The organism is Streptomyces taklimakanensis, from assembly GCF_009709575.1.
Lineage (GTDB): Bacteria > Actinomycetota > Actinomycetes > Streptomycetales > Streptomycetaceae > Streptomyces > Streptomyces taklimakanensis.
Genome location: NZ_WIXO01000001.1, coordinates 5,312,216 through 5,330,043, shown reverse-complemented (window position 1 = coordinate 5,330,043; position 17,828 = coordinate 5,312,216). Strand labels below are relative to the sequence as shown.

The following is a 17,828-nucleotide window of genomic DNA, read 5'->3' as shown; positions in this document are numbered from 1 at the left end:
CGCCCCCCGGAGACGGGAACCGCCCCGGCCGGGGACGAGGCCCGGCCGGGGCGGGAGTGCCCTGGGGTCGGCGTGTCAGCCGAGCGAGGCGAGGGCCTGGTTGAAGGTCTTCGACGGACGCATGACCGCCGAGGCCTTGGCCGGGTCGGGGCGGTAGTAGCCGCCGATGTCGGCCGGGGAGCCCTGGACCGCGGCCAGCTCGTCCACGATCGTCTGCTCGTTCTCGGACAGTCGCCGGGCGAGCGGGGCGAACGCCTGGGCCAGCTCGGCGTCGTCGGTCTGCTCGGCCAGTTCCCGGGCCCAGTACAGCGCCAGGTAGAAGTGGCTGCCGCGGTTGTCGATGCCGCCCAGGCGGCGGCTGGGGGACTTGTCCTCGTTGAGGAAGGTGGCCGTGGCGCGGTCGAGGGTGTCGGCGAGCACCTGGGCGCGCGCGTTGCCCGTGGTCTGCGCGAGGTGCTCGAAGCTGACGGCCAGGGCCAGGAACTCGCCCAGGCTGTCCCAGCGCAGGTAGTTCTCCTTGACCAGCTGCTGGACGTGCTTGGGGGCCGAGCCGCCGGCACCGGTCTCGAACAGGCCGCCGCCGTTCATCAGCGGGACGACGGAGAGCATCTTGGCGCTGGTGCCCAGCTCCAGGATCGGGAAGAGGTCGGTCAGGTAGTCGCGCAGCACGTTGCCGGTGACCGAGATGGTGTTCTCGCCGCGGCGGATCCGCTCCAGGGAGAACCTGATGGCGTCGACCGGCGCCATGATCTCGATCCGCAGGCCCTCGGTGTCGTGCTCGGGCAGGTAGGCCCGGACCTTCTCGATCAGCCTGGCGTCGTGGGCGCGGGTCTCGTCCAGCCAGAACACCGCCGGGTCGCCGGTGGCGCGGGCGCGGGTGACGGCGAGCTTGACCCAGTCGCGGATCGGGTCGTCCTTGGTCTGGCACATGCGGAAGATGTCGCCGGCGCCGACCGTCTGCTCCAGGACCACGTTGCCGTCACCGTCGGTGACCCGCACCGTGCCGGTGGCGGGGACCTCGAAGGTCTTGTCGTGGCTTCCGTACTCCTCGGCCTTCTGGGCCATCAGACCGACGTTGGGCACCGACCCCATGGTGGCGGGGTCGAAGGCGCCGTTGGCGCGGCAGTCGTCGATGACGGCCTGGTAGATGCCGGCGTAGGAGCTGTCGGGGAGGACGGCGAGGGTGTCGTGCTCCTGGCCGTCGGGGCCCCACATGTGGCCGGAGGTGCGGATCATCGCCGGCATGGAGGCGTCGACGATGACGTCGCTGGGGACGTGCAGGTTGGTGATGCCGCGGTCGGAGTCGACCATGGCCAGGTCCGGGCCCTCGTTCAGCTCGGCCTCGAAGGACTCCTTGATCTTCGCGCCCTCGGGCAGCGACTCCAGGCCCGTGAGGATGGCGCCCAGACCGTCGTTGGGGCTCAGCCCGGCCGCGGCGAGGGTCTCGCCGTACTCGGCGAACGTCTTCGGGAAGAAGGCGCGCACCGCGTGGCCGAAGATGATCGGGTCGGAGACCTTCATCATGGTGGCCTTCAGGTGCACGGAGAACAGCACGCCCTCGGTCTTGGCACGCTCGACCTGCCGCTTCAGGAACTCGCGCAGCGCGGCGACCCGCATGACGGCCGCGTCGACGACCTCACCGGCCAGGACGGGCACGGACTCGCGCAGAACGGTGGTGCTGCCGTCGTCCCCGACCAGCTCGATGCGCAGCGAGCCGGCCTTGTCGATCACCGCGGACTTCTCGGTGGAGCGGAAGTCGTCGACGCCCATGGTCGCGACGTTCGTCTTGGACTCGGGGGTCCAGGCGCCCATGCGGTGCGGGTGGGCCTTGGCGTAGTTCTTCACCGAGGCGGGGGCGCGGCGGTCGGAGTTGCCCTCGCGCAGCACCGGGTTGACGGCGCTGCCCTTGACCTTGTCGTAACGGGCGCGGATCTCGCGCTCCTCGTCGGTCCTGGGGTCGTCCGGGTAGTTCGGCAGGGCGTAGCCCTGCTCCTGCAGCTCGGCGATGGCGGCCTTCAGCTGGGGGATCGAGGCCGAGATGTTGGGCAGCTTGATGATGTTGGCGCCGGGGGTCTTGGCCAGCTCGCCGAGTTCGGAGAGCGCGTCGTCGATCCGCTGCTCCTCCTTGAGGTACTCGGGGAAGACCGCGATGATCCGGCCCGCCAGGGAGATGTCACGGCTCTCCACGGCGACACCGGCCTTGGAGGCGTAGGCCTTGATCACCGGCAGGAACGAATGGGTCGCCAGGGCCGGGGCCTCGTCGGTGTGTGTGTAGATGATGGTCGAGTCAGTCACCGTGTGCTCCGCTCCACGTCTGCAACATTGCTCGACATCAAGATATCCCGTTGCCGGCCCTTCCCCTAAAGGACCCTGCCCCTCCGGATCCTCCCGTGCGTCCGCCGGTTCCTCCGGAGGCCGCTTGGCCGTCCCGAGCGGCACGAGGAGGGCGCCGCGAGGGGAGTCGCCCGGGGAACGGGGGCTCTCCCCTCACCCGGCCGTCGCTCCGGAACCGCCCGGCGCGGGGCGGTCCCGAAGCGACGGCGAGGGGCCCGGATCAGTACGGACCGTTGACGTTGTCGATCGAGCCGTAGCGGTCGGCCGCGTAGTTGCAGGCCGCCACGATGTTGGCCACCGGGTCGTACTGGCTGTTGGCCGTGCCCGGGACGTGGTAGGCGTCGAAGGTCGGCTTGATGACCTGGAGCAGGCCGATGGAGGGGGTGCCGCGCTGGGCGTTGATGTCCCAGTTGTTGACCGCGTTCGGGTCACCGCCCGACTCGCGCATGATGTTGCGGTGGATCCCCTCGTAGCTGCCGGGGATGCCGTTGGCCCGCATGATGTCCAGGGCCTCGCGGATCCAGCCGTCCAGGGTGTCCGGGTAGTCCTGCTCGGACTGCTGCGCGGTCCGCTCGTCCTGTGTGGCGGTGCGGGCCCGGGTGCGCTCCGAGCGGTCGGCGCGGTCAGTGTCGGCCCGCCGGGCGTCCAGGGTGAGCTCCTGGCCGGGGAAGATCAGGTGCGGGTTGCCGCCCACGGTCTCCCGGTTGGCCTCGTAGACGGCCTCCCAGCCGCCCTCGACGCCGTGGTCGGTGGCGATCCGGTGCAGGGTGTCGCCGCTGACGACGGTGTGGGAGTCCGCGGCCGCGGACTTCCCGTCCCGGCCGTCCTTCCCGATCACGGTGGCGGACCCCGTCTGCGGGGCGGTGGCGTTGTCGGGCGTTCCGGTGTCCTGACCGAGGCCGGCCGCGGGCCCGCAGGTGGGCCAGGCTCCCGGACCCTGGAGGTCGAGCAGGTTCTCGGCGACGGCGATCTGCTCGTCCTTGCCGGCGAGGTCGGCGCGCGGAGCGTACTCGGTGCCGCCGGCGGCCTCCCAGCTGGACTGCGAGAACTGCAGTCCGCCGTGGTAGCCGTTTCCGGTGTTGATGGACCAGTTGCCGCCGCTCTCGCACTCGGCGACCTTCTCCCACACGGAGACGGAGGCCGCGTTGGCGCTTCCCGCGGCGACCATCGGGGCCGCGATTCCCGCGCCGCCGGCCGCGGCGACCAGGGAAATGCGGGAGAATTGACGGGAAATCAGGGTCTTGCTCGGACGACGGTGGCGACCACGAGACATGGGTGTGAGTCCTCTCCCACGCCTGCGGAGTTAGCTGTCGGATTCGGGCCGGAGCAGCCCGGCCTTTCCCCGGTGCGCCAGGGCACCCGGAGACAAGGCTTCACCCCAAGCCGGACCGCCAAAAAGACGTGCGGTCGCGGCACTTACTCGGTTTCCCCGCTCCTGCCGCGGTCGGCTGCGCTCTCTCCACCGGCCGGGCGGCAGGACTCGGCGTCCCGGTGGTGGAGCCTCCGCGATGCCGCGGAGGCGAGGACACATAAACACAGGCAATTCACAGAGACAAGGCGCCGAGCGACCGGATTCCCTCCCCTTGTCACCGAGACGCGGATTTCGACCACCGTACGCACAGGATCTTCACCGTTTCCCGACCCCTCGAAAGGACCGAGGGACGGTCAGATCTCCGTGCGGGGCGGGGAGTCCGAGACGCGGAGGATTTCGATCTCCCAGGGCGCGCGCACCGGGGCGGCACGGATGTGACTCCGGGCACACCATCGAGAAAGACCCGCCTTTACATCGCCCCATTCCAGGCTTAACAGCTTTACCGCCCAGGAAAGAGCAAGCGGACCGATTCCCCGAATTCCGGCGGGCCCGCGCCACACGACCGGGAGGCCCCGCGCCGCACACGAGGAGCCCTGCCCCCCGGGGTCCCGAGGCCCTCGGCCGACACGCCGCCCCGCGGATCGAGCACCCGGCCCGCCCGCTCCGGCGTGGGACCCTCGACCTCCTCCTCGACTCGGGCACGGAAGGGAACGCCGGGGAGCGGCACGGGAACGCCGCTCCCCGCCGATCGGCGCGCGGGGCCTTCCCCGAGGGTCCCTACGCTCCCGGCCCGGGCGCCTTCCTCGCCACATAGACGGTGTTGGTCGCCGCTTCCCGTCGAAAGGGACTGTCGAAGCCCACGACGTGGGCTTCCGCCGTGGCGAAGACCTCCGTGAGCACGGCGGTGAACGGCTCGTCCGGCGGGTCGTCGGACCACAGGGCGAAGACGCCGCCGGGGTGGAGGTGTTCGGCCAGCGAGCGCATCCCGGCCTCCTCGTAGAACGGTGCGTGACTCGGGTGCAGCACGTGGCGCGGCGAGTGGTCGACGTCCAGCAGGACCGCGTGGAACCGACGCCCCGGCCGCCCGGGGTCCAGCCCGCCGGCGCCGCCGGCCATCGCGAAGAAGTCGCCGTGGACGAGTCGGCAGCGCCGGTCCGACACCAGCCGCGCGCCCAGCGGCACCCGTTTCTCCTCGTGCCACCGGATGACGTCGGGGAGGGCGTCGACGACGATCAGCGAGCGCACCCGCGCGTCCTCCAGCGCGGCCCGGGCGGTGTACCCGAGGCCGAGTCCGCCCACCGCGACGTCCAGGCCGGTGCCGTCGTCCGGGAGCGCCGCCAGACCGAGCCGGGCCAGTTCCGTCTCACCGGCCGTGAAGAGGCTGGACATGAGGAACTCGTCGCCGAGCTTGACCTCGTACACGTCCTCGCCGGTCACCGGGTCCCGTCGGCGTCGCAGACTGATGTCGCCCATCGGGGTGGGGCGCCAGTCGATCTCCTCGAAACGCAGGCTCATGTGTTCGCTCCCGATGTCGGCGGCGGGCGTCGGAGAAGTCGGAGAAGGGAGCCGGTCAGGCGTCGATGACCACGGGGATGATCATCGGCTTGCGGCGGTAGGTGCGGAAGGCCCAGGAGGCCACGGCACGGGCGATGAGCTGTTCGAGCTGGTGCGCCTCGCCGACTCCCTCCTCGGCCGCGCGGGCCAGAACCTTCTCGATCACCGGGACGACCGGTTCGAAGGTCGCCTCGTCGTGGACGAAGCCCCGGGCCAGGAAGTCGGGGGGCTCGGCCAGCGCCCCGGTGTCGGCGTCGACGATGGCGACGACCGTCACCACCCCCTCGGCCGCGAGGGTGAGCCGGTCCTTCAGGGACGCCTCGGTGGCACCCCCGACCTCCGTGCCGTCGACGTAGACGTTGCCCGCGGGCACCTTGCCGGTGACGGCGGCACGCCCGTCGACGAGGTCGACGACGACGCCGTCCTCGGCGATGACGACCCGGTCGGGGTCGACGCCGGTGCGCACGGCCAGGTCGGCGTTGGCCTTGAGGTGCTTGAACTCGCCGTGCACCGGCATGACGTTGCGGGGCTTGACGATGTTGTAGCAGTAGACCAGCTCGCCGGCGCTGGCGTGCCCCGAGACGTGCACCTTGGCGTTGCCCTTGTGGACGACGTTCGCGCCCCACCGGGTCAACCCGTTGATCACCCGGTAGATGGCGCTCTCGTTGCCGGGAATGAGGGAGCTGGCCATCAGCACCGTGTCGCCCTTGCCGACGCGGATCATGTGGTCGCGGTTGGCCATGCGCGACAGCGCCGCCATCGGCTCCCCCTGCGACCCGGTGCACACCAGCGCGACCCGGTCGTCGGGCAGCTTCTCCAGCTCCTTCATCCCGACCACCAGACCGGACGGGACCTTCAGGTACCCCAGCTCACGGGCGATGCCCATGTTGCGGACCATCGAGCGCCCCACGAAGGCGACCTTGCGGCCGTAGGCGTGGGCCGCGTCCAGCACCTGCTGGATGCGGTGCACGTGGCTGGCGAAGCTGGAGACGATGACCCGCCGGGGCGCGGTGCGCATCACCTGCTCGATCGCGGGGCTCAGATCGACCTCGGAGGTGGTGAAGCCGGGCACCTCGGCGTTGGTGGAGTCGGTGAGGAACAGGTCGACGCCCTCCTCGCCGAGCCGGGCGAAGGCCCGCAGGTCGGTGATGCGGCCGTCCAGCGGGAACTGGTCCATCTTGAAGTCGCCGGTGTGCAGCACGAGGCCGGCGCCGGTGCGGAGGGCGACGGCGAGCCCGTCGGGGATGGAGTGGTTGACCGCGACGAACTCGCAGTCGAAGGGGCCGAAGCCCCGACGGTCGCCCTCGCGCACCCGTACCGTGCGCGGCTTGATGCCGTGTTCCTTGAGCTTGGCCTCCAGGAACGCCAGCGTCAGCCTGGACCCGACCACGGGGATGTCCGCCCGCTCGCGCAGCAGGTAGGGCACGCCTCCGATGTGGTCCTCGTGGCCGTGGGTGAGCACCACGGCCACCACGTCGTCCAGGCGATCGCGGATGGAGGTGAAGTCCGGCAGGATCACGTCCACACCGGGCTGGTTCTCCTCGGGGAACAACACGCCACAGTCGACGATCAGCAGCTTGCCACCGTACTCGAAGACGGTCATGTTGCGGCCGATCTCTCCCAGACCGCCCAGGGCGACGACCCGCAGCCCTCCTTCGGGCAGGGCGGGGGGAGACTTCAAATCAGGGTGCGGATGGCTCATACCCGGACGCTACCGGAGAGCCACGGGATCGCTCCATCGACCCATCGACCAGCGGGTTCGCGTCACCTGCCCGAGACCGGCCGCGGGCCGCGCGGGTCCCGCCACGGCAGGGCACGGCGAACGCGGCGCCGTTGGTGTCGCGTCGTGATCGTTCAGTCGTGGGCGGCGAGTCTGCCGCGGAGGGTGGCGGCGAAGTCCTCGGCGGCCATCAGCCGGGCGCGCAGCGTCTCGCAGCGGGCGTCGGCGACCCTGCGGTAGGCGTCCAGGCGTTCGCGCAGCCGCTCGCGCTCGGCCTCCGCCAGGGATCCGGCATCCGAGAGCCGGTCGGTGATGGACAGCAGGTCGCGCATCTCCTCCAGGGAGAAGTCCAACGGCTTCATCCGGCGCACCACCATCAGCCGGTCCACGTCGGCGGCGGTGTAGAGCCGGAAGCCGCCCTTGGTGCGGGCGGAGGGGACCACCAGGCCGACCTCCTCGTAGTGCCGGATGGTGCGCAGCGACAGGCCCGTCCGCTCGGCCACCTCACCGATCCGCATCCGCCGCTCGTCCGTCACTGCCGCGTCCCCTCTGCCATCCGAACGGTTTTCGGATCCGTAACCCCCAACCCTACCGGGTGAGGCGAATCACAAGCTCCCGCGCGCGGTTCACCTGGGATTCACAGGACCACGGCCGCAACCATCCCTCACGTCAGGGTAGAGTTTGTTCCCGGACGGAACACCGCCCCGACTGCCTCGGCACCAGTCCCCACACCGGCGCACCGGACCGATCGGCGCGTTTCGCGCGGCCCGTGCGTACACCAGGGGCGGGTCCGAAGCCTCCGACGAGGTTCCGAGCGAGGCGCGTGGCCACGCACGCCCGGACGGCCTCGGTTGCTCCGGCGCCGTGCTCGTCGGCGGGGCCGGCCCGCCCCGACCTCAAGCGCGCCGTCACCCCGTTCCTGATCGGCACCGCCATCGAGTGGTACGGCAACCCACCCGATCGAAGTTCGGACCCGCGGTCCTCCCGCTGCTGGCCCTACGAAGTCAGCACCGGCCCGGCGGTCGATCGGCCCCGGCCTCGCGGCAAGCCGGCCAAAGCCGTGCCCCGGTGCGCCACGTCCCCCGAGAAACGCCGCCAGCACGGCCCGTTTCATCACCGAAAAGGATCTTCCCCGCGGGTGCCGCGTACGCGGGGAGCACGCGAGCAGGAGTCGCATCGCGGCGGCCGATCAGGGGCCATCCCCGCGGGTGCGGGGAGCACACCGAGCGGCCTGCGGTTCCATCCGCCGGAACCGCGATTTCCGAGCAGACTCAAAGAGTCCGGCATAGCCGCCATACGGCGCATATCACCCACGGCTCGTCACCTTGTTCTCGCTCCGGGAAGCATCCTATGCGCTGCACTTCCCCAGAGGCCGCGGCGTTCCCTGGCGGGTCCGCAGTCGGCGGGAACGGCACAGCAGCACGAACGGGCACTCGGCCATACGCCCTTGGGGGCTCGGATCGAAGCTGCGTCGGGCGCAGCGGCGGACGACCACCGAGATGGTGCCCGGTCCGCACGCCGGGCACCGATGCAGCCCGTCGGCCGTGGCTCGCGAGTCGCCGGGGTGCGACGGTGTCCGGTCTGTGGCTCATGCCGGAGTTCTACGCGACGTAGCCGGCATCGAACCAGCACGGGAGTCGGCGCCGCGCCTTCGAACCACATCCGAGCAGGGCGACCCGGACACCCTCCCGTCCGGCCCGGTCGGACCCCTCGCGGGAACGTCGGCCGCGTGCCTCCCTGCGGCATGGCGGGAGCGCGCACTCCGGCCCACGAAACTGTGGTGTCCCACCACATACGCCCGTGACCTGCGCGTTCCTACGGTGTGGCGGCACACGAACGTCCCCGCGAACGCCAGGAAGTGGTGCCGATGTCCTCCCCCGCGGCCGCTCCGCCGGCCCCCTCCAGTCTCAAGCGTGTCGTCACCGCGTCCCTGATCGGGACCACCATCGAGTGGTACGACTTCTTCCTCTACGGGTCGGCCGCCGCGCTCGTCTTCGACAAACTGTTCTTCCCCGGTTCCGATCCGCTGGTGGGCACTCTGTTGGCCTTCCTGACGTACGCCGTCGGCTTCGTCGCCCGCCCGGTGGGCGCGCTGGTGTTCGGCCACTACGGCGACCGGCTCGGTCGCAAGCGGCTGCTGGTGGTCAGTCTGCTGATGATGGGCGGCGCCACCTTCGCCATCGGGTTGCTGCCCACCCACGCCCAGATCGGCTCCCTGGCGGCGGTCCTGCTGACCATGCTGCGGTTGGTACAGGGCTTCGCGCTCGGCGGCGAGTGGGGCGGCGCGGTGCTGCTGGTCTCGGAGCACGGCGACGCGCGCAGGCGCGGCTACTGGGCGTCGTGGCCGCAGACCGGCGCGCCCGCGGGGCAGTTGCTGGCCACCGCCGTGCTGGCGGTGCTCACCGCGGTGCTGCCCGACCCGGCCTTCGAGTCCTGGGGGTGGCGGGTGCCGTTCCTGCTCTCCGGGGTGCTGGTGCTGCTCGGCCTGTGGATCCGGCTGTCGGTGGACGAGTCGCCCGTTTTCAAGGCGGCGCTGGCCAGGGCCGAGGCCCGGAAGGCGGAGGCCCGGAAGGCCGAGGGGGAGGCGGCGGAGGCCGCGCCGCTGCCGACCGTGCTGCGGGAGCACTGGCGCGACGTGCTGATCGCGATGGGCGCGCGGATGGCCGAGAACATCGGCTACTACGTCATCACCGCCTTCGTCCTGACCTACGGCACCAAGCACCTGGAGATGGGGAGACAGACGGTGCTCAACGCGGTGCTGATCGCCTCCGCGGTCCACTTCGCGGTCATCCCCGTCTGGGGCGCGCTCTCGGACCGGTGGGGGCGTCGTCCGGTCTACCTGCTGGGCGCGGCCGGCATCGGCCTGTGGGCGTTCCCCTTCTTCCGGCTGCTGGACACCGAGAGCTTCGGCCCGGTGTTGCTGGCCGTCACCGTCGGTCTGGTGCTGCACGGTGCGATGTACGCGCCGCAGGCGGCGTTCTTCTCGGAGCTGTTCGCGACCCGGGTGCGCTACTCGGGCGCCTCGATCGGCTCGCAGTTCTCGTCGGTGGCGGCCGGCGCCCCGGCCCCGTTGATCGCCACCGCGCTGCTGGCGGACTTCGGCAGCGCCACCCCGGTCGCGCTGTACCTGATCGCCGCCGCGCTGTTGACGCTGCTGGCGGTCGGCGTCGCGAAGGAGACCCGCATGCGGGACCTGGAGCGGATCGGCGAGGACGGCGTGGACGGCGTGGACGGCGCGGCCGACGGGAACGGGGGCGCGGACACGGGCCCGTCCTCCGGTTCGGTGTCGGCGGCGGGACCCCGCTGAGCCGCGGTGGGCCGGCGGCTCGGGGCGGTGCCGGTGGTCAGGGGGCGACGGCGGCGGAGACGCGGTACAGCCGCAGCGCCAACTGCACCTCCAGCACCCGCTCCGGGCTCTGCCAGTCGCTCCCCAGCAGCCGCCCGACCCTCTCCAGCCGCTGGGCCACGGTGTTGACGTGGACGTGGAGGACGTCCTTGGTGCGGACCGGACTGGAGCCGGACGCGAAGTACGCCTCCAAGGTTCCCACCAGGTCCGTGCCGCGGCGCTCGTCGTACTCCAGGACCGGTCCCAGCGTGCGGTGGACGAAGCCGTCGACGTCTCGGCCGTCGGCCAGCAGCAGTCCCAGGAAGCCCAGGTCGTCGGCGGCCGCGCCGTCGCCGTGGCGGCCCAGCAGCCGCAGGGTGTCCAGGCAGCGGCGGGCCTCGTCACAGGCGGCGGCGACCGCGCCGGGGTCGGCGGCGGGCGCGGCCACCGGTGGGGACGCCCCGACGGTGACCGGGGCGCGGACGGCCGAGCCGAGCTGGGTCGCGACCTGCCGCGCGGTGTTCCCGGCGCTCTCGCCCGAACGCAGCGGCAGTAGCAGCACGGTGCCCCCGTCGCGGGCGACGGCCAGGCCGTGCCGGGTGACGGCCAGGTGGGAGGCGGCCGACCACAGCCGCTGCCGATCGGCGCTCTTTCGTCGGCCGGTGCTCTCGCCGGCCGGGCGGGCGACGAGGACGACGTGGGGGACGTCGAGATCGGCGCCGAGCCGGGTGGCGCGTTCGCGCAGCAGTCGGGGATCACGACCGGCCGCGTCCAGCAGGTCGTCCAGGAGTTCGCCGCGCACCCGCTGTTCGGCCTCGTCGGCCGAGCGGCGGGCGAGCAGCAGCAGGGAGGTGACCATGGCGGCACGCTCCAGGGTGCGCTGGTCCACCGGGTCGAGCCTCCGGTGCCCGCGCAGCACCAGGGCGCCCAGCAGTTCGCCGCCGGCGGCGACGGCGGCGATCCAGGCGTCGCCGTCGCGTACCGCGTGGCCGTCGCGCCGGGAGCGCTCGACGGCCCGGGTGGGCGCCCCCTCGCCATCGGCGAACTCCACGTCCCCGTCCAGGACTTCCGAGACCGCGGCGGCCACGTCCTCGACGCCCCCGCCGCGCAGCACCAGTTCGGTGAGGCGGTCGTGCACCTCCGAGGAGCGCTCGATGGCGGCGCTGCGGTCGCGGATGATGGCGTTGGCCGCTTCCAGTCCGGCCATCGCCTCACGGGTCTCGGCCAACAGCCGCGCGGTGTCGATGGCGACGGCGGCGTGGGCCGCGAAGGAGGCCAGGAGGGCGACCTGCTCGCGTTCGAAGACGCGGATCCGGCGGTCGGCGGCGTACAGCACGCCGATCACCTCGCGCCCCAGCATCAGCGGTACGCCCAGGATCGCCACCAGCCCCTCGTCGCGGACGCCGGAGTCGATGGTGCGGGTGTGCAGGAAGCGCTCGTCGCGCATGTAGTCGTCGGTGACGTAGGGGCGGGCCGTCTGCGCGACCAGGCCGCCCAGCCCCTCCCCCAGGCCCAGGCGGAGCTGTTGGAAGCGGGCGGAGACGGAGCCCTCGGTGACGCGCATGTAGGTGTCGCCGCGCTCGGTGTCGTTGAGGGTCAGGTAGGCGACCTCGGCGCCCAGCAGCGAGCGGGCGCGCTGCACGATGGCCCGCAGCACGTCGTCCAGGCCCCGCACACCGGCCAGGTCGTGCGCCGTCTCGAACAGGGCGGTCAGTTCCGCCTCGCGTCTGCGGCGCCCCTCCAGTTCGGCCCGTACCCGCAGGGCGAGCAGGCGGGCCCGGTCGTGGCCGCGCAGTCCGGGGCGCTCGTACTCCTCGACCGGCGCGCCGCGGGCCAGAAGTTCGAGGAACTCCAGGGGCGCCGTCTCGGCGGGGGCGGGCTCGGTGGGACCGGGGGCGGGGTGCTCGGACATGGGCACAGGGATACCCGCCGGTCCGCGGGTGCGCCAGAGTCGGGGCGCCGGCGGTGGTGCGCCGCCCGCGCGTCCGCCGTGCCCCGGTCCCCGGTGCATCGGGGGCGCGCGGGTCAGTGTGCCGTCCAGCCGCCGTCCATCATCAACGAGGCACCGGTGACGAAGGACGCCCGGGGGCCGCACAGGTAGGCGACGGCCTCGGCGACCTCCTCGGGCTCGATCAACCGCTTGACGGCGGCGTCGGCGAGCATGATCTCGGAGACCACGCGGTCGGCGGGGATGCCGTGCGCCTTCGACTGGTCGGCGATCTGCCTCTCCACCAGGGGGGTGCGCACGTAGGCGGGGTTGACGCAGTTGGAGGTGACGCCGTGCGCGGCTCCCTCCAGGGCGACCACCTTCGACAGGCCCTCCAGTCCGTGCTTGGCACTGACGTAGGCGGACTTGTAGGCGGAGGCGCGCACCCCGTGGACGGAGGAGATGTTGACGATCCGCCCCCAGCCCCGGGCGTACATGTGGGGCAGGGCACCGCGCACCAGCCGGAAGGGGGCTTCCAACATCACCGTCAGTACGGTGTGGAAGACGTCCGGCGGGAACTCCTCCAGGGGACGCACCAGTTGCAGTCCGGCGTTGTTGACCAGCACGTCGGTTCCGTCGGCGGCCCGTTCGGCGGCGTCGAGGTCGGTGAGGTCGAGGTGGACGGGCTCCACCGCGCCGGGCAGTCCGTCCGCCAGGTCGGCCAGTCCCCTCAACCCGTCGGCGTCCCGGTCCACGGCGCGCACCCTGGCGCCCGCGGCCGCCAGGCGCAGGACACAGGCCCGGCCGATGCCCCCGGCGGCGCCGGTGACCAGGGCGGTGCGTCCGCCGAGGTCGAGGGGGGCGGTGGGGGCGGTGGGGGCGGCGGGGACGGCCGGGGAGGCGGGCTCGTCACGCGGGGTTCGCGGCGCGGTCATGGCCGGCACCCTAGACAAGGGTCCGCTCCCCCACCGATGTGTCACACACCCATACTTCGGACGTCGGTGGTGGTCTCGAACCACGTGGTTCCGTCGTCCTCCCGTGCCCGTTCGATGCGGGTCAGCGCGAACTCCTCCATTGGCGGCAGGGCGTCCGGGGCGAACCACCCCACCTCCAGGGACTCCTCGTCGTTGACCCGTGCCTCGCCGCCGACCGCCCGGCACCGGAAGGTCATGTCCACGAACTGGCAGACGTCGCCGTTGGGGTACCGCACCGGGGCCAGCGTCTGCACCAGGACCAGCCGTTCGGGGACGGCGTGGACGGCGGTCTCCTCGTGTACCTCGCGGACCACCGCGTCGGCGGGCTGCTCCCCGGGCTCCGGGATGCCGCCGATGACCGACCAGAGACCGTTGTCGGCCCGCCGGCCGAGGAGGACCCGATCCGCGTCGTCGAGGACGACCGCGGTGACCCCGGGCAGGAAGAGGAGTTGCCGGCCCACACCGGCACGCAACCGACGGATGAATTCGGGAGTCGCCATGCGGCGAGCCTACGCGTCCCCGCGCTCAGCCGGCGGCCCGGACGGCCCCGACCGCGGCCAGCAGCCGACCCTCGGCGTAGCTCACGGCGGCCCCGGGGAGCTCGCCCGGACGTCCGCCGAGGAGGACGGTGAGGCCTCCGGTGGGGTTCGCCCCGGGGTCGGGGGCCCGTCCGGCGCGGCGCAGCGCCTGCGCGGCGACCGCGGCGGCCGATCCGTACAGGGCGGGTTCGGGCGCCCCCTCGGCGGTGACGGCGGCACGGATGCGGTCGGAGACCAGCTCGTAGTGGGTGCAGCCGAGCACCACGGCCCGCACTCCGTCGGGGGTGAGCTCGGCCGCCGCCGCGACGGCGGCGTCGACGGCGTCCGTGTCGCCGCTCTCCACGGCGTCGGCCAGCCCGTGGCAGGGCACCTCGGTGATCGCCGCGCCGTTGCCGAAGTCCGCGATGAGGCGGCGCTGGTAGGGGCTGCCGGTGGTGGCGGGGGTGGCCCAGACCGCCACGGAACCGCCGCCGGCCGCGGCCGGTTTGACGGCGGGCACGGTGCCGACGACCGGCACCTCGGGCTCCAGCTCGGCGCGCAGCACCGGCAGAGCGTGCACGGAGGCGGTGTTGCAGGCGACGATCAGCGCGTCGGGGCCGTGCGCGACGGCCGCCCGCGCACAGGCCAGGGCGCGGTCGGTGATGTCGTCGGTGGTCCTCGGCCCCCAGGGCATGCCGGCGGGGTCGGAGGAGAGGACGAGGTCGGCGTCGGGCCTCGCGCGCCGCACCGCGGCGGCGGCGGCCAGCAGCCCGATCCCGGAGTCCAGAAGCGCGATCTTCACGGACTACAGCGTACGGGTACGGGCCGGGGGTGTCGCCCGCCGGAGGGCTTCCCGGGTGTCCGACGGCCGGCCCGGACGGGGGCGGAGCGTCGGCCGGCGCGGCCCGGGGCGGGGGGCCGGGAGGTCACTTGCGGCCCGGCGTCCACCGCATTCCCCATCCGTAGGCCTGGTCCACCGTCCGCTGCGGACTCACGCCCCGCTCGGGGACCAGGTAGCGCGACTCGCGTTGGACGACGAGGTCGCCGCCGTCGTTGGTGATCAGCGCCAGGGCGCAGACGGACGAGGGGACGGTGCACTCGTCTAGGGAGAAGTCGACGGGCGCGCCGTGCTGCGGGGTGAGCGTCACCGTGGCGTGGAGGCCGGAGAAGCTGCGGGCGCCCTCGTAGATCGTGACGAAGACGAGGACACGCCGGAGCTCGTCCTTGTGGTCGAGGTTGACGGTCAGGTTCTCACCGGTTTCGACGGCACCGGTGCGGTCGTCGCCGTCGAGGTGGACGTACGGTGGCCGGTGCAGCGAGCCGAAGGCGTCGCCGAGCGCCTGGACGACCCCCTTGCGGCCGTCGGCGAGCTCGTACAGGGCGCACAGGTCCAGATCGAGGCCGGAGTGCCCGGCCATGGCGCGGCCCAGTTTGGCGCCCCAGCCCTCGGACCGCTTGTGCACCCGCCAGTTGAGGTTGACCCGCAGCGCGCCGGAGGTGCCGCCCTGCTTGGTCAGGGAGACTCGTGGCGCCTCCTTGGTGAGGGTGATCCTGGTCGGCCGTGCGGGTCGCGGCGGAGCCGCCGGGGGGACGGGGGCGGGCGGGGGTTCGGGGGCGGGCGGTGGGGGCGGGGCGGCCGCGGGGGCCGGCTCGTCGACCGTGATCCCGAAGTCGCCGGCCAGTCCGGCCAGTCCGCTGTCGTAGCCCTGGCCGACGGCGCGGAACTTCCAGGCGCCCTGCCTGCGGTACAGCTCGCCCAGCACGAAGGCCGTCTCCACGGTGGCGTCCCGGCTGTCGAACCGGGCGAGTTCGGCGCCGCTGCCGGCGTCGAGCACCCGCGCGTACAGCCCGGGCACCCGGCCGAAGGCGCCGCCGTCGGCGGATCCGGCGATGACGACCGTCTCGACGTCGGGCTCGACCCGCGCCAGGTCGACGGCGAGGGTATCGGTCACGGTGGCGCCCGTGGGACGCTTGCCCTCGTGGCGGACGGCGCCGGAGGCGTGCCGCGCCTGGTTGTAGAAGACGAAGTCCCCGTCGGAGCGCACCCGTCCCGAGGCCAGCAGCAGGGCCGAGGCGTCCACGTCCGGCACCCCCGGTCCGGTCCGCCACCCGATCTCCACGCGGACCGAGTCCGCGGGGATCGGGACGTTGGTGCCCTTGGGCATGCTCATCGCTTCCCCCTCCGCCGTCCGGACCGTCCCGCGCCCGTGGCGCGGCCTTGGACCAACCTACTCGCACCCGGCGGCTTCCCGCGGAGGGGCGCGGGAGAAGTCGATTTCTCCGCCGGATCTTTTCCCGGCCCGCGGGAACGGATCGACCGTTTTCCCCGTCTTTGACCTCAGTGGGGCTCGATGACCGAGGAGACCCCGTCAAATGACCTTCCTGCCACTCTCCCCAACCAGCACATCGTGGGCTTAACTTATGAGCATGACGTCCCCCCGCAGCACCTATGGCGGCGGTGGCTACTACAGCGCGCCGTCCTTCGCTGACACCCCGATCTACGACAGCCTGGTCGCCGAGCGGGGCAAGCCTCAGATCGCTCCCATCCGCGTCCCGGCGGCCCCCTACGAGACCGCCGACCACCTGCCGTCCCTCCCGTCCGCGCTTCCCGCGCTGCCGTCCGGGGCCGGTTACCAGACACAGCAGCCGGCCCCGGCACGGGGCTATCCGCCCCCGGGTCACCAGCCGGCGCCCGCGCAGCAGCCCGCACCGCTGCAGCAGACCCCCGCCCCGTACATCCCGCAGCAGGCCGGGGCACCGCGGGGCGGCTACGGCCACCAGCACCCGAACCAGCCGCAGATGCGTCCGGTCGCAGCGCCCCGTCCGGTGCCGCCGCGGCAGATGCCGGCTCCCGCTCCCGCCCCGGCTCCGTACCCCTCCCACGAGGAGCCGTACGGCCACCCGTATCAGGGGCGTGGTTACTGACCGACCACCGCTGTCGCATCCGGGTGACAGGATGGGCACATGACCACGTCCACGCTGGCCTCGCTCAACCTCTACCCGGTGAAGTCGCTCGCGGGTGTCGGTACCACACGTGCCGTCGTGGAGCCATGGGGACTGTCGGGGGACCGGCGTTGGATGGTGGCCGGTCCGGGCGGCGTACAGCTCACCCAGCGCGAGCACCCTCGTATGGCACTGGCCGCCGCCGGGTGGACGCCCGGCGGCGGCCTGCGGCTCTCCGCGCCGGGGATGCGTCCGTTGACCGTCGAGGTGCCGGATCCCTCCTCGGAGCCGCCGACGGTGGTCGAGGTGTGGCGCACCAAGGTCGAGGTGGTGCCGGCGGCCGAGGAGGCGCACGCCTGGCTGACGGAGTACCTGGGCACCGAGGCGCGCCTGGTCCATCTCGACGAGCCCGACCGCGGACGACCGATCGCCACGCCCTACGGCCTGCCCGGTGAGACGGTGAGTCTCGCCGACGGGTTCCCGGTGCTGCTCACCACCGCCTCCTCCCTCGACGCCCTCAACCTGCTGATAGAGCAGGGGGATCACCCGGACGAGGGCCCCTTGCCCATGAACCGCTTCCGACCCAACGTGGTGGTCGAGGGCACGCCGCCGTGGTCGGAGGACGCCTGGCGCCGGGTACGGATCGGTGAGGTCTCCTTCCGGGTCGCCAAGCCCTGCGGGCGCTGCGTGGTGACCACCACCGACCAGTCCACGGGTGAGCGGGGCAAGGAGCCGCTGCGCACCCTGGCCCGACACCGGCGCTTCGGCGACCGGTTGGTGTTCGGGCAGAACCTGGTCCCGGAGAACACCGGTGTCCTGCGCACGGGCGACGTCTTCGAGGTCCTGGAGTAGCTCCCCTGCGGACGTCCTTCCGGGAGGGGACGGGTCCCCTCCTCCCGCACGCCCCGCCCCGCACGCTCCCCGCCACACGGGGAGGCGGACGGAGGAGGTGCGGGAGGTGGCGCGGCGGGAGGGGGCTCCGCACACGTCGGGCCCCGCCGGCACCGCCCGCCCTGCTCGCCGTCAAGCAGGCCGTGCGGTTCCGCCGCGCCACCACGGACCCTCCGGGAGGGGGACGCCGCTCCATGCCCCGCTCCCGGGTCGCGCACTGCCCCTGGGGGCAGCCCTCCCGGCGCCGGCGGTCACGGGGCCGTTCGCCTGGCCGGAGCCAGGCACCGCCGTACGGCCGGGAACCTTGTGACGTCGTTCCGCGAAGCGGTC

13 protein-coding genes and 1 riboswitch are annotated in these 17,828 nt (G+C 72.7%); of the genes, 3 read left to right on the top strand and 10 right to left on the bottom strand.

Translation table 11 applies throughout. The features are described 5' to 3' along the window. Positions 1-75: 75 nt before the first annotated feature. The 5 genes from F0L17_RS23455 to F0L17_RS23435 form a co-directional block, all read right to left on the bottom strand. Positions 76-2,295, bottom strand: a complete 2,220-nt coding sequence (locus F0L17_RS23455) for an NADP-dependent isocitrate dehydrogenase (protein ID WP_162466617.1) — start codon at positions 2,293-2,295, stop codon at positions 76-78. Between the two features lie 259 nt (positions 2,296-2,554). Next, entirely contained in the window at positions 2,555-3,502 is a 948-nt protein-coding gene (locus tag F0L17_RS23450) for a transglycosylase family protein (protein ID WP_238419545.1), read from the bottom strand. Between the two features lie 111 nt (positions 3,503-3,613). Continuing rightward, positions 3,614-3,793, bottom strand: a riboswitch (cyclic di-AMP (ydaO/yuaA leader). Between the two features lie 630 nt (positions 3,794-4,423). Continuing rightward, positions 4,424-5,161: a spermidine synthase family protein gene (locus tag F0L17_RS23445; protein WP_155072594.1), complete on the bottom strand. Its 738-nt coding sequence runs from the start codon at positions 5,159-5,161 to the stop codon at positions 4,424-4,426. Positions 5,162-5,216: 55 nt separating this feature from the next. Then, positions 5,217-6,902 (bottom strand): ribonuclease J, encoded by a 1,686-nt coding sequence (locus F0L17_RS23440; RefSeq protein ID WP_155072593.1) that lies wholly within the window; start codon positions 6,900-6,902, stop codon positions 5,217-5,219. 152 nt (positions 6,903-7,054) lie between these two features. Beyond that, positions 7,055-7,456 (bottom strand): MerR family transcriptional regulator, encoded by a 402-nt coding sequence (locus F0L17_RS23435; protein WP_162466574.1) that lies wholly within the window; start codon positions 7,454-7,456, stop codon positions 7,055-7,057. Positions 7,457-8,787: 1,331 nt separating this feature from the next. Between F0L17_RS23435 and F0L17_RS23430 the strand changes: the two genes are divergently transcribed. Then, positions 8,788-10,227, top strand: coding sequence for an MFS transporter (locus F0L17_RS23430; RefSeq protein ID WP_155072592.1), 1,440 nt, complete (start codon positions 8,788-8,790; stop codon positions 10,225-10,227). A gap of 37 nt (positions 10,228-10,264) precedes the next feature. On the opposite strand, the gene F0L17_RS23425 is transcribed toward F0L17_RS23430, so the two are convergent. From F0L17_RS23425 to F0L17_RS23405, 5 genes are all read right to left on the bottom strand, one after another. Next, entirely contained in the window at positions 10,265-12,157 is a 1,893-nt protein-coding gene (locus F0L17_RS23425; RefSeq protein ID WP_155072591.1) for a helix-turn-helix domain-containing protein, read from the bottom strand. Positions 12,158-12,270: 113 nt separating this feature from the next. Then, positions 12,271-13,107 carry a 3-hydroxybutyrate dehydrogenase gene (locus tag F0L17_RS23420; RefSeq protein ID WP_155072590.1) on the bottom strand — a complete coding sequence of 279 codons (837 nt, stop codon included), beginning with the start codon at positions 13,105-13,107 and terminating at the stop codon, positions 12,271-12,273. A gap of 41 nt (positions 13,108-13,148) precedes the next feature. Beyond that, entirely contained in the window at positions 13,149-13,646 is a 498-nt protein-coding gene (locus F0L17_RS23415) for an NUDIX hydrolase (protein ID WP_155072589.1), read from the bottom strand. A 25-nt stretch (positions 13,647-13,671) separates the two neighbouring features. Then, positions 13,672-14,466 (bottom strand): aspartate/glutamate racemase family protein, encoded by a 795-nt coding sequence (locus tag F0L17_RS23410; protein WP_162466616.1) that lies wholly within the window; start codon positions 14,464-14,466, stop codon positions 13,672-13,674. Positions 14,467-14,590: 124 nt separating this feature from the next. Then, positions 14,591-15,829 (bottom strand): TerD family protein, encoded by a 1,239-nt coding sequence (locus F0L17_RS23405; RefSeq protein ID WP_155074093.1) that lies wholly within the window; start codon positions 15,827-15,829, stop codon positions 14,591-14,593. 262 nt (positions 15,830-16,091) lie between these two features. Between F0L17_RS23405 and F0L17_RS23400 the strand changes: the two genes are divergently transcribed. Both F0L17_RS23400 and F0L17_RS23395 read left to right on the top strand, forming a co-directional pair. After that, on the top strand, positions 16,092-16,589 hold the full coding sequence (locus tag F0L17_RS23400; RefSeq protein ID WP_155072588.1) for a DUF6643 family protein: 498 nt from the start codon (positions 16,092-16,094) through the stop codon (positions 16,587-16,589). Positions 16,590-16,628: 39 nt separating this feature from the next. Continuing rightward, a complete protein-coding gene (locus F0L17_RS23395; protein WP_155072587.1) occupies positions 16,629-17,459 on the top strand; it encodes an MOSC domain-containing protein in 831 nt (276 codons plus the stop codon). The last annotated feature ends 369 nt before the right edge of the window (positions 17,460-17,828 follow it).